The sequence below is a fragment of the Cohnella rhizoplanae genome (assembly GCF_948329515.1).
Classification (GTDB): domain Bacteria; phylum Bacillota; class Bacilli; order Paenibacillales; family Paenibacillaceae; genus Cohnella; species Cohnella rhizoplanae.
This window is the reverse complement of the sequence record NZ_CAOJCN010000007.1, coordinates 47906-60373: the sequence shown is the minus strand read 5'-3', so window position 1 is coordinate 60373 and position 12468 is coordinate 47906. Positions and strand designations below refer to the sequence as shown.

The 12468-nt window shown below is 53.5% G+C and carries 7 protein-coding genes; 6 read left to right on the top strand and 1 reads right to left on the bottom strand.

Features of this window, described 5'->3' with window-relative positions; all coding sequences use genetic code 11:
• Positions 1–55: 55 nt before the first annotated feature.
• From PQG80_RS12980 to PQG80_RS12970, 3 genes are read left to right on the top strand one after another with little or no spacing between them, the layout of a single operon-like run.
• The gene (locus tag PQG80_RS12980) at positions 56–946 is read left to right on the top strand and encodes an ABC transporter permease (RefSeq protein WP_271751792.1); all 891 of its coding nucleotides are present in this window, start codon (positions 56–58) and stop codon (positions 944–946) included.
• 18 nt (positions 947–964) lie between these two features.
• Positions 965–1849: a carbohydrate ABC transporter permease gene (locus tag PQG80_RS12975; RefSeq protein WP_271751791.1), complete on the top strand. Its 885-nt coding sequence runs from the start codon at positions 965–967 to the stop codon at positions 1847–1849.
• Between the two features lie 47 nt (positions 1850–1896).
• Complete coding sequence (locus PQG80_RS12970; protein WP_271751790.1) at positions 1897–4326, top strand: glycoside hydrolase family 31 protein; 2430 nt, start codon at positions 1897–1899, stop codon at positions 4324–4326.
• 148 nt (positions 4327–4474) lie between these two features.
• Here the strand turns inward: PQG80_RS12970 and pepF are convergent, their stop codons facing one another.
• Entirely contained in the window at positions 4475–6280 is a 1806-nt protein-coding gene (gene pepF / locus PQG80_RS12965) for an oligoendopeptidase F (RefSeq protein WP_271751789.1), read from the bottom strand.
• Positions 6281–6488: 208 nt separating this feature from the next.
• Between pepF and PQG80_RS12960 the strand changes: the two genes are divergently transcribed.
• The 3 genes from PQG80_RS12960 to hepB all read left to right on the top strand — a co-directional run bounded on the left by PQG80_RS12960 (position 6489) and on the right by hepB (position 12454).
• Positions 6489–6959 carry a CBO0543 family protein gene (locus PQG80_RS12960; RefSeq protein WP_271751788.1) on the top strand — a complete coding sequence of 157 codons (471 nt, stop codon included), beginning with the start codon at positions 6489–6491 and terminating at the stop codon, positions 6957–6959.
• 57 nt (positions 6960–7016) lie between these two features.
• On the top strand, positions 7017–7442 hold the full coding sequence (locus PQG80_RS12955) for an ester cyclase (protein WP_271751787.1): 426 nt from the start codon (positions 7017–7019) through the stop codon (positions 7440–7442).
• Between the two features lie 101 nt (positions 7443–7543).
• Positions 7544–12454, top strand: coding sequence for a heparin/heparin-sulfate lyase HepB (gene hepB, locus PQG80_RS12950; protein ID WP_271751786.1), 4911 nt, complete (start codon positions 7544–7546; stop codon positions 12452–12454).
• Positions 12455–12468: the final 14 nt, after the last annotated feature.

Genomic DNA, 12468 nt, shown 5'->3' with positions numbered 1-12468 from the left:
CTCAAGGCGAGTGGCGGCTTCACTCGCCTTGATGTTCCTGTTAAGGAGAATGGATATGCTTAACCGAGGCGTTTCTAAACATTATTTTCTGATGCTCCTCCCTGGATTGATATGGCTCGCGCTTTATAATCTGTTCCCGATGTACGGCGTGCTGATGGCCTTTAAGGACTTTAATCCGGGACTCGGCATATTCAAGTCGGAGTGGGTCGGTCTAGACAACTTCGAGTACATGTTCCAGCTTGACGATAGCAAAGTCATATTCAAAAATACGATCGTGATCGCGCTGTTTAAAATGATCGGCAACTTGATCGTGCCTTTAGCGTTCGCGCTAATGTTGAATGAAGTAAAGAACAGGCTGTTTACCCGTTCGGTTCAGACGATCGTGTACTTACCTCACTTTTTGTCTTGGGTTATTATTGCGGGCATTATGCTGGATATCTTTTCCTACTCGGGCCCGATTAATCAGGTTCTCTCCCTATTCGGCGCGGAGCCGATGCTGTTTTTCGCGAATCCCAATATATTCCCTTGGATGGTTGTTTTCAGCGACATTTGGAAGGAATTCGGATTTGCGGCGATCATTTTCTTTGCGGCTTTAACTTCCATCAACCCTGAAATGTACGAAGCGGCTGCCATTGACGGCGCATCCCAGTTTAAACGGTTGACCCGTATTACGCTTCCGAGTATTTTACCGGTCGCCGTTTTGCTTGGTACGCTAAGTCTCGGGAATATACTGAATGCCGGTTTCGATCAAATATTCAATCTGTATAATCCAACGGTCTATTCGACAGGCGATATTATCGACACCTGGGTGTATCGGGCGGGTCTCATCGATATGCAGTACGGGCTTGCGACGGCGGTCGGCTTGCTTAAATCGGTTGTGGGTTTGGTTCTCATCTCGGTTTCTTACACGCTCGCTTACCGTTTTGCGAACTACAGAATTTTTTAACGGAAAGACGTGATCACAATGGTAGAGGATCGTTCCGCGCTCACTAGGCTGTTTAACGGAGTCAATAAAGTTCTGCTGATCGTCATCACGCTTTTATGTATCCTGCCTGTCTGGTATACGCTCGTCGTATCCCTGAGCGACAGAGCGGCCGTAGCGGGCGGCGACGTGTTTTTCTGGCCCCAGGGCTTAACGTTCAACTCTTACGCGACCATCATCGAGGACGGACAGTTTTTCAGGTCGTTTTTCATATCGGTAGAGCGCGTCGTCCTCGGTGCGATCATTGCTTTCTTCGTGGTGCTGCTCATGGCCTATCCGCTATCGAAGACCGCCAAGGAATTCAAGCCAAGAAATATCCTCATGTGGCTATTGATCTTTTGCATGCTGTTCAGCGGCGGCCTGGTCCCTTGGTACATGACGATGAAGTCGCTGGGCATGATCAACAACATCTGGGGACTGGTGCTTGGCGGCGGCTTGCCTGTCTTTAACGTCATTCTCGTCATGAACTTCTTCCGGAATCTGCCGAAGGAAATGGAAGAATCAGCGTTAATTGACGGAGCGGGCCCATGGCGCATCTTGTTCGGCATTTTCCTGCCGCTGTCCACGCCGGTCATGGCCACGATTCTCGTATTTACGATCGTAGGGCATTGGAACGAGTTTTTCCAGGCGCTGGTGTTAATGACGAAAAACGAAAATTATCCTTTGCAGTCTTACATCCGCCAAGTCACGATCGTGCTTAATCCTGCTAAGATCGACGCCGAATCGGCCAAGCGGCTGTCGACCATGTCGAACCAAACCTTAAACGCGGCGAAGATCTTCATCTCCATGCTGCCGCTTCTCATGATTTATCCTTTCTTCCAAAAGTATTTCGTAAAAGGCATCACGCTTGGTTCGGTCAAAGGCTGAGCGCAGATTCGATAACTTGAAGATTAGAGAGAATAGGAGATCATCTTGTGCAAACGAGCGAAACGATACATCCCGACAAAATAGAACATGACGATAAACCTAAGATTGATTGGCATATCGGCGCGATTCAGTCGGTTCTAAGCGAACAGGGCGTCTACGTGTTCAGGGGCGAACACGCGTCGATTATGCTGCAGCCGGTCAACGACCATATCGTTCGCGTCAAGCTGCTGCTTGACCATGCGCTCGATGTGAAGTCGACGATCGCGGTTCAAATGGAAGCTTACACCGCCGTCGACGCGCGCTTGGAGGAAGAGCTTCAGCTGTACAAGCTGGTCCTGCCGACCCTTGCGGTCGTCGTGCATAAACGCGATGCCCGAATCGATTTTTATAACGCCGACGGCGAATTGATTTCGAGGGAGATAGATCTGTACCGCGAAGGACGAGGCGTGTACGGCATCCGGAAAGCGATGGAGACGGATTCCCATATCTACGGACTGGGGGAGAAGACGAGCTTCCTGGACAAAAAGGGCGAGAAGTACGACATGTGGAATTCGGACGTCTACGATCCGCATGTGCCCGAGATCGAATGCTTGTACGTATCCATTCCGTTTCTCGTCCATTTCCGCTACGATCGGCCCGCCTACGGCATTTTTCTTGATAATCCGGGACGCTCCTCGTTCGATATGCGCTCGAGCGAGACCTCCTACAAGATTCAGGTCAACTCGGGCAAGATCGATTATTACTTCGTGTACGGGCCTCAATTGAAGGACGTCGTACAGCGGTACAGCGGCTTGACGGGCCGGATGGAGCTGCCGCCGGCATGGGCCATCGGGTACCATCAATCCCGTTACAGCTACATGGACCAAGAGGAGGTCATGAAGCTCGCCAGGAATTTCCGCAGCAAGAACATTCCGTGCGACGTGATTTACTTGGATATTCACTATATGGATGAATACCGCGTGTTCACCTTCGATCCGGTTCGGTTCCCGAATCCGAAGCAGATGATCGACGAGCTGGGCGAGATGGGAATCAAGATTGTGCCGATCGTGGATCCCGGCGTCAAGAAGGACCCGGAGTACGCGCCTTACCGGGAAGGCACGAAAAACGATTACTTCTGCCGCAAACTGGAAGGCGAGGTCTTCATCGGCAACGTGTGGCCGGGAGCGAGCGCGTTCCCCGACTTCACCGAAGCGCAAGTGCGCGACTGGTGGGGCGAGCAGCATCGTTATTATACGGATCTCGGCATTCACGGCATCTGGAATGACATGAACGAGCCTGCCGTATTCAACGCTTCGAAAACGATGGATCTCGATGTCGTTCACGGCAACGACGGCGACATGAAGACGCACCGCGAGCTTCATAATCTATACGGAATGCTGATGTCGATGGCGACCCAGCAGGGCTTGAAGAAGCAGCTGGACGGGGAGCGGCCCTTCGTATTGACGCGCGCCGGCTATGCGGGCGTACAGAAATATGCGGCCACCTGGACCGGGGATAACCGCAGCTTCTGGGAGCACCTGGCGATGGCGATTCCGATGGTGCTTAACCTTGGCTTATCCGGACAGCCCTTCTCGGGACCGGATATCGGCGGCTTTGCCCACAACGCCTCGCCGGAGCTGCTGGCGCGTTGGACGCAAGCGGGCGTGTTCTTCCCTTACTGCCGCAACCATAGCGTACTGGAGTCGATCCGCCAGGAGCCGTGGTCGTTCGGTCCGCAGATCGAAGACATCTGCCGTAAATTCATTCGTTTGCGCTACAAGCTTCTTCCTTATCTGTATACGCAGTTCCATGAAGCGCATAAGACCGGTCTGCCGATCATGCGCCCGCTCATACTGGAGTACCCGGACGACCGCAGCGCATTCAATCTATGCGATCAGTTCCTGGTCGGCACGAGCCTGCTCGTAGCGCCGATTCTTCGTCCCGGTACGGAATTCCGCTCGGTTTATTTGCCGGCTGGAGAATGGATCGATTATTGGACGGGCGAGCGCCACGCAGGCGGGCGCACGATATTGGCTCATGCGCCTATGGACGTATTGCCGCTGTACGCCAAGGCGGGAAGCCTCCTGCCGGAGCTTGCGGAGGAGGAGTGGAAGCCGGTAATGAACGAGCAGGCCGACGTGACGCTGAGCGTGTATGCCGGAGCGCCGGGGACCGGGTCAGACGGTCAATGGTATGAGGACGATGCGCGTACCTACGACTATGAGAAGGGCGTCTACAACCTATTACAGTCGACGGCCGTATTCCATGAAGATAAGGTCTCCTTAAAGCTTGCTTACCTGACCAAAGGGATGAACGGCGAGCGCAAGCGGCTTCAAATTCAGCTGAAAGCGATGAACTTCGCGCCTAAATCAATTAGCGCGGGATCTGTAGGACTGGAGGAAGCCGGCGGCAGCTGGTCTTATGATGAAGCGCTGCAGGTGCTCAGCTTACAAGTGCCAAATACATTTGAAGAGATGGAATTCGTTATACAAGGATAATTATAATAGGATTCATTGAGCATTGAACGGTTCATACAAAAACGTTCTCATCAGGCGTTGTACAACTCATATATCGCCCTGAGCACAACTGATAAACAGCGGCAGGTATAAGACTTTATTTTCTGGTCTTCGCCCGCCGCTAATTGTCTTACGATAAGGCCTCCAGTTCGTCAACGAGGCCGCCGACGAATGACGCAGCGTCGTGAACGGGACGCGCGTCCGAGAAGTCGATGCCGGCCGATCGGAGCAATTCAAACGGCTTCATGGATCCTCCCGCCTTCAGTACGCGAAGCCAGCGCTCCACAGCGTCGCTCCCCTCATCCCGAATTTGAGCCATCATGGCAGTCGATACGGTCAAGCCGGCCCCGTATGTATATGGATATAAGCCCATGTAATAATGAGGCTGCCGCATCCATGTCAAACGGGCGCCTGCATCGATCTCCACCGCGTCTCCCCAAAATTCGGACAACACGCTGCCTTTCATCGCGGATAACGACGCCGCCGTAAGCGTCGCGCCTTCGTCGGCCGCCGCATATACGCGTCTTTGCATTTCGGCTTCGAGCAGATGCGTCACGAAATTGTGGTAATAAGTGTGGTTCAACTGATTCATCAAGACCGAGCGCTTCGTCTCCCGACTGTCGGACTGATAACGTAGATATTCCGCAAGAAGAAGCTCGCTTAGCGTAGACGGAGCCTCGATGAAGAATAGCGATGGGCGGTAGTTCACGAAGCGCTGATGCCGCGCGGCCAGCATGAAGTGACCCGCATGGCCGAGCTCGTGTGCCAGAAGGAAAGCATTGCTCATATGGCCGGCCCAAGTCAGTAGGATTCGCGCGTGTTTTCCGTACGGCGTGTTGCAAAAAGCCCCGGTGGATTTGCCTTTGTTGTCAGCGTAATCGATCCACCGTCGGGAAACCCCCTGCTTCATCAGCTCCGTATACGCCGGTCCCATCACTCGGGTGGCTTCTACGATGATTTGACCGGCTTCTTTAAAGGATATCGTCTCCGTGCCGGAGGAGTCGTCGAACGGAACCTTCAAGTCGCAGTACGAAAGCTTCTCCAATCCAAGTATTCTCTGCTTGAGACGGACGAAACGGCGCATATGCGGCGCCAATTCACTGAAGAGGGTTCCGATGATGCGATGGTATATATCCACGCCGACTTGCTGAGAATGAAGCAGCATATGTGTCGCGGATGCATACCCTCTGAGCCGGGCGATAACCGTCTGCCGCTGTACTTCCCCGGCATAGGCGGAGGCGATGCCATGCTTGTAGGCCTCGAGCGTGTCCGTAAACGATTGATAAGCTGCCCGCCTCAGAACCGGATCGGGGTTCAACTCGTAATCGTTTTCGAATAACGAAAACGAAACCGGGCGAACGGCGCCCTCACCGTCGCGTACGGAGGAGAAGGTCATATCGGAAAGCTTGCTGCGCTGATAAAAGGTATACGGTAAATGCAGCACTTCCTGCAGCGAAGCCAGCACGAATTCGCTCTCTTCCGACAGGCGGTAGGGCTTTGCCTCCCGCATATCGCGCAGATACTTGCGGAAAGGCGCCAGCGCCTCTTCCTCCTGTATCGCTTGCTCGATGCTGCCGTCCTCCATCCGGAGAACTTTGGATTTTAGATCGGATGAATTGGCCTGAAACTTTGCTGTAACTTCTCCGATCTTCCCGGCCATATTTTGCGATTCGGCGTCGCTGCTGTCTTCTGAGAGCCGAAGCCGGGAATACGCCGTCAAGTGATTGACCCGCAGGCTCAACGCCTCGAATGACGTCAGGGCAGCCAGAAGCGCTTGCGCATCCAAGGTTCCCTGCTTTTTCCACAGAGGCGACTCGTCCAGTAGGTTCAATATCTCGATCCGCTCCTGCTCCCATGCTTCAGGATTCGGATACAAGTCGCTCAGATCCCATGTGCTCGACGCCGGAACTTCGTTTCGTCTCATTCGTTCCCGCATAACAGACCTCCGATGTCCAAGTATCGCTGAAAGTGCAGTCTTTACACAGTGTATTAGAAATATCCCGTTTGGGAAATATGTCTTCCTTTAAGTATTACGGGACATTCCAGTCCATAAGCGACCGTCGTGCAATGAAGGACGATAAGTCGTTCCGATAAAGCGAATAGAAATACAAAACAATGAAGAACCTAATCTCGAGGTGATTTTCATGGGAAGCAAAAAAAATGAAAAGAAATTCTTATACGGGATCCTTATGATTACGCTTGGAGTATTGCTCTTCATTATGAAACGTCAACCTAGAAAGGACTGGTTCTTCGCATATGGTTTTAACGCCATTACCAATATTGCAATTGATAAATGGGTTACGGGAAAATATATTTCCTATCCTACACGACTATTTTCGAAAATATTTAAAATTCACGTTCTATATGATACAGTCCTTTATCCAACGGCGACCGTTATATACAATCAAATGACAAGCAAAGATAGACTACCGGCTATCGTGTACAAAGTATTCTTATTTACGGTTCCACTTACCCTTTTTGAATTTTGGGCTGAACGAAAAACCGGATTAATCAAATGGCTTAACGGTTGGACATGGTATCATACGTTTCTAAGCGTGAGTCTGAAATCCCTCATCACAAGAGGTTCAGTTACGATTTATAGAAAAATCATTTAAGAAGACGCCAGGCGCACGAATTCCAAACCCAATATGTCCTTGAGGTGATCCTCACAGATGGCTTTATTCGACAGTCAAGGCGAGAAACTTCTGACCGAGTTCTGGGCCAAAGTATATAATCTTCCGCAGGACCTCGACGCGATCGACCGTCTTTGCACCGATGATTTCATCCTTTCGAACCCGGACGGCGACGTCGTGGGGCGCGCCGTCTTCAAGGAATGGGTTCGCGCCTTCACCTCGAGGATCCGCGACATGAGGCTGAAGAGCCTCGACATGTTCAGCAGCGCCGACGGTACGCGCGTCGTCTCGCGCTGGGTCGTCACGGGGTACAACCAGGGCGTACTGGGTTCTCCGCCCGACGATCGCCCTATTCAGCTCTCCGGCATCGCAGTCATGCAGGTTCGCGACGGCAAGCTCGCCCACAACTGGGTAGAGCGAAGCGCATATGAGCTCTCACAGCAGCTCGCGAACCGTTTAGTATAGTTTTCCGCCGATTATCATAATCCTGCATCATTTATTTAAGAAATCCCGCATTGTACGATGTTCATATGAACAGATGTACAATTGAGAGGGAGGACAGAATCATGTTTAAGGCAGTAAAGTGGTTGCTAGCCTTTATCGTTACAGTGAGTATATTTCCTGTAATGCCTGTACCGGCTGCCGATGCTTCGACGCCGGTGACGATTGCCAATCCAGGTTTTGAAAGCGGTCTCACGAGCTGGCAGCAGCTCTGGCCCACGAATCCGGCACAGATTAACTCATCGACGGTCCATTCGGGAGCCAATAGTCTTTTGCTCGACGATACGAAGGCCGACGGGTATTTTGGCGTAAATTCGGCGGCCATCCCAGCGGTGGCGGGAGAGGTATACAAAGCCACCGTTAGCGCGTTTTATGAAACGAATGCATACGGCGTTCTCGTGCTTGCTTTTGACAATTCGCTAGGTCAGTCGATCAAGGATACGCGAATAGCGGTAGCCGGAGGCGCGGGCAAATGGAGCGAGATGACCGTCTCCATGCAGGCGCCCGCAAATACGGCTTCCATCCGGATACGCCTCATCACCGGTTTAACGCAAACGGGAAAAGTATATTTCGATGATGTCAGGCTGAAAAAACTGACGATGTTGAAGGGAACGGTAACGCAACAAGGCACGGGAACCCCCGTACCTTCGGTAAAATTGAACCTGCACCTTGCATCGGATACGGCATTCGCCCATCCGATCGCAAGCGCGACCAGCGGGGATGACGGCTCGTACGTCTTGTCGAATATGGATCCGGGCGCATACGTCATTCGAGCCGTGCGGTCCGGGTTCGTCACGCAAGTCGCCCAGGTTCAAGTGACCGAGGGATCGAATACGTCCAACATTCAGATGGTTCAGGACCCTGCATATATCCCGCATCCGATCTCCGGCACGGTCACGGAGCTAGCGGACGGTGGGCCGCTCCCAGGCGCGACGGTCCGCTTGTTTAAGGAGACCGATCACGCCGCAAGCACGGCGGTAACGAGCAGTGTCACGACCGACATGAATGGAAGCTATTCATTCCCTGCGGTCGCGCTGCCCGATCGTTATTTTGTCATGGTAGAAAAACCCGGTTATGTAAAGACGCGTGAGCCGGTCTATGTCTACAATGATGCGGTCGTAGACGCCGATGTACAGGTTCCGGTCGAGCCTCCTGTATATACGGCTGCCACCATACCCGCGCCAAGCAGCGGGCATCCCAGACTTTTTGTCCGGAGCGAGGATATTCCAGGGATTCTGGCCAAGCAGACGATGCCGTTCTTTCAACCTATTTTTGCCAACCTGGAAGAGCAGCGAAGCGCGAAAGGCTACACGTCTCGAAGCAATCTAACGTCGACGGCGAACGAAATGCAAACGTTCACATTTCCTGCCGTAGAGGACGCCCGCTATGTACGCCTTGTTAGCCGCGGAAGCACAGGCTCGAACGCGTTGGCCATCAGAGAACTGGAAGTCTTCAAGAACGGTGCAGGGGGAGGCCGGGAAGAGGTTCCCGTACAAGGCGCGACCAGCAGCGCCGTATGCTCGAATTCAAGCGAATTTGCACCGGAAAAGGCGATTGATAAAGACGTAAATACGTTATACTGCAACTTTGACCTGATGGGGACGATTACCTTTGACCTGGGATCGAATACGCCCGTTCAATCGCTGGACATCATCTTTAACTATGACACGAGCCGCGTCTATTTGTTCGATATTCTCGTATCCGAGGACAATACGAATTGGGAGCTCGTCGATCTGGGCATGAACACGGGAGGGGCGCTGCCGCCTGCCGCTCCAGGCCAGAGCAATATTATACTCAGCTTGCTGTCGCAGGTGAACGCCAACGCTTTTGCCTACATGCTGGATCCGGAGCAAAGTCTCGCGAAAGGCCAGAAGGCCGTGGAAACGGCGATTAACATTGTGGATACCGTCCAATATAAAGTACGTGATTACAACAATAATACCGGACAGCTCCTGGAGATGGTCGCGCTTGTCTACGACTGGTGTTATCCTTTGCTCACGGCTGAGCAGAAGACTAAGTTTAAGGATGCCATCGTGCGATTCGCGGGGGATATGGAGATGCGTTATTACGACTCCGGCACAAAAGTGTTTGAATACCCGCTCGGTACGGGGCACGGCGCCGAAGACCAGCTGTTCCGTCATCTGCTCAGCGCGGCGATCGCCGTTTACGATGAATACCCGAATATCTATAATCGCGTCGTTCCCGAGTTTCTGAACAAGGCCGTACCGGTGCGCGATTACTTCTACGGTTCTGATTCCCATCATCAGGGCGCAGCTTATGGAGCGGCCCGCTACGCCACAGAGCTGTGGGCGACGACGATTTTCACCAAGATGGGACTGCCGAGCCCGTTCTCCATCGAGCAGAGCAAGGTCCTTTACAAGCAGATGTACACGCGCAGACCGGATGGACAACTGTTGCGGGACGGCGATGAATTCAATTCCGTATATACCCCGCTGAACGTGGAGTGGCGCACCCCGGCGCTCGCGATGCTTGCCGCCTCGCAATTCGACGATCCCTATATTAAGAATGAATTCATGGAGACGTATAAGCCGAATGAGATGCCGATCTATGAAATTCTACTGCTGGACGAAGACACGGCTGCCGAGGCGCAGCCGCCGAACGCGCTTCCGCTCACGCACTATTTTAACGATCCCGAAGCATCCATGGTCGCGCGGACGGGCTGGGACGACGTGTCCACGACGACGCACCAATCGCCAAGCGTGATCGCCGAGATGAAGATCGGCAACCGCCGCTTCGGCAATCATGAGCATATGGACTTCGGCAGCTTCCAGATTTATTACAAGGGAGGCCTGGCGATCGACTCGGGCATTTATTCCGGCAAGACGCCAAGCGGCGGCGCGAGCGACTACTATAGTCCGCACGATCAATATTACAACAAGCGTACGATCGCGCATAATTCGATGCTCGTGTACGACCCGAGCGAAGGCACGACGGGGAACGACGGCGGGCAGCGCTGGCGGGATACCGGTCCGGACCGCACCGGGAGCGATGCGCAGACGCTGCAGGATTTATTCGGCAGCAACTACGAATTCGGAGAGGTGCAGGGACACGAGTTCGGACCCGATCCGCTCACGCCGGACTACAGTTACATCAAGGGCGATCTGACAGCCGGTTACACGGCCAAGATGGAACAGTACCAGCGTTCGATGATGTTCCTCAACCTGAAGGATTCCGACAATCCGGCAGCGATGATCGTCTTTGACCGGGTGGTCTCCTCGGATCCCAACTTCAAGAAATATTGGCTGCTGCACAGCATGGAGGAGCCCGTCATCGACCAAGCGACGAAAACGTCGACGATAACCCGTACGGAGAACGGCGACAGCGGAAAGCTTGTCCATCAAACGTTGCTGCCCGAAGCCTCCAACGCCGTCATCGAAAAAGTCGGCGGTCCCGGGCACGACTTCGACGTGTTCGGAACGAACTATCCGGTCGTCCCTTCCAATCCGGCGACCAACACCGAGGAACCGGGCGCTTGGCGCATTCAGCTCTCGCCGGGTACGCCGGCGAAGGAAGATTTGTTCCTGAACGTGCTGCAGGTCATGGACGGCGACAAACAGCCGTTGCCCGTGCAGAAGCTGGATGCCCCTGCGCTTGTCGGCGTACAGCTTGCCGATAAAGCGGTCCTGTTCAGTAAGACTGGCAAGCGGCTGTCGGGATCGGTCACATTCGCCGTCTATGGCGGCTCCAACGACACGCAATTCATCGTGACCGATCTGGCGCCGGGCAAGTGGAGAATCGAACATGGCGACGAGGTACAATTTGGAACCGTCACGAAGGAAGGCAACGTACTTGTCTTTGGCGGTTCTGCAGGAACGACTTACACGCTGACTTCCGTCGCGAGCGATTCGGGGCCGGCGGATGCGACCCTTTCCGCCGATATCACGGAGCCGACGAACGCGGATGTCACGGTAACGATCGACTACCCGAGCGAAGCGGTGGTAAAGGAATATAAATTGGGCGCTAGCGGCACCTGGACCACATATACGGCACCGATTGTCGTTGCCGACAATAACACCGTGTACGCAAGAGGAAAAAATGCCGAAGGAAATGCGTCCCATGTGACAAGCTATACGGTAAGCAACATCGATAGAGTCGCGCCGGTAAGTACGGGAACTTTAAGTCCGGCGTCGCCCGACGGGGACGACGGATGGTATGAATCGGAAGTGACGGTAAGCTTGGCCGCGACCGATAACGCATCCGGCGTCGCCAAAACGGAGTATCGCGTAAACGACGGACCATGGGCTCCTTATACGGGTTCCATTCCGGCCTATGGCGAAGGAAGCTATGATTTTGCGTATCGCAGCATCGATAACGCCGGGAATATCGAGTCGACCAAGTCATTGAACTTTAAGGTGGCCGCCGCAGCATCGATAACGAGCACGTTGACCGGGACCTCAAGCGTCGTCGCGGGTCAGCCGTTCGATGTCACTTACGGCTTAAGCAGCGTGACGCAAGCGGTTTATGCGCAGGAGCAGACTTTTAACTACGACGCTACGAAGGTTGAATTTCTTTCCGCAGCGTCTTTAAAGAGCGGGCTCTCGATCTTGGCGCTAACGGAATCGCCGGGTCAGGTACGAATCATTACGGCAAGCACCGGCGCGGGAAATGAAGTGATGGGAACGACGCCGCTGTTGATCCTGCACTTCAAGGCGAAAGCGACTGCTTCAACGGGATTAAGCACCCTTTCGATGAGCGACGTCGTTATCGCCGACGAGAACGGGGTTGAAACGACGTTGAGCGACGAAACCGTCTACAGCATTCAAATTATGGCGATTGCGGGCGACGTGAACGGAGATGGTAAAGTCAGCGTCGGCGATCTGGCCATGGCGGCCGCTTCCTATGGAAGAACATCCGCCGATACGAATTGGAGCGTCTATCGAATGGCGGATCTGAGCGGCGACAATAAGATAGACGTCGTTGATTTAGCGGCAATTGCCAGATTCATCATTGGCTAAATACTTGTTTGGGG

Bases quoted from the DNA above. Each gene is read 5' to 3' on its own strand.
- PQG80_RS12980 (WP_271751792.1), top strand. From the start codon at position 56: ATGCTTAACCGAGGCGTTTCTAAACATTATTTTCTGATGCTCCTCCCT.
- PQG80_RS12975 (WP_271751791.1), top strand. From the start codon at position 965: ATGGTAGAGGATCGTTCCGCGCTCACTAGGCTGTTTAACGGAGTCAAT.
- pepF (WP_271751789.1), bottom strand. From the start codon at position 6,280: ATGCGGGAACGAATGAGACGAAACGAAGTTCCGGCGTCGAGCACATGG.
- PQG80_RS12960 (WP_271751788.1), top strand. From the start codon at position 6,489: ATGGGAAGCAAAAAAAATGAAAAGAAATTCTTATACGGGATCCTTATG.
- PQG80_RS12955 (WP_271751787.1), top strand. From the start codon at position 7,017: ATGGCTTTATTCGACAGTCAAGGCGAGAAACTTCTGACCGAGTTCTGG.
- hepB (WP_271751786.1), top strand. From the start codon at position 7,544: ATGTTTAAGGCAGTAAAGTGGTTGCTAGCCTTTATCGTTACAGTGAGT.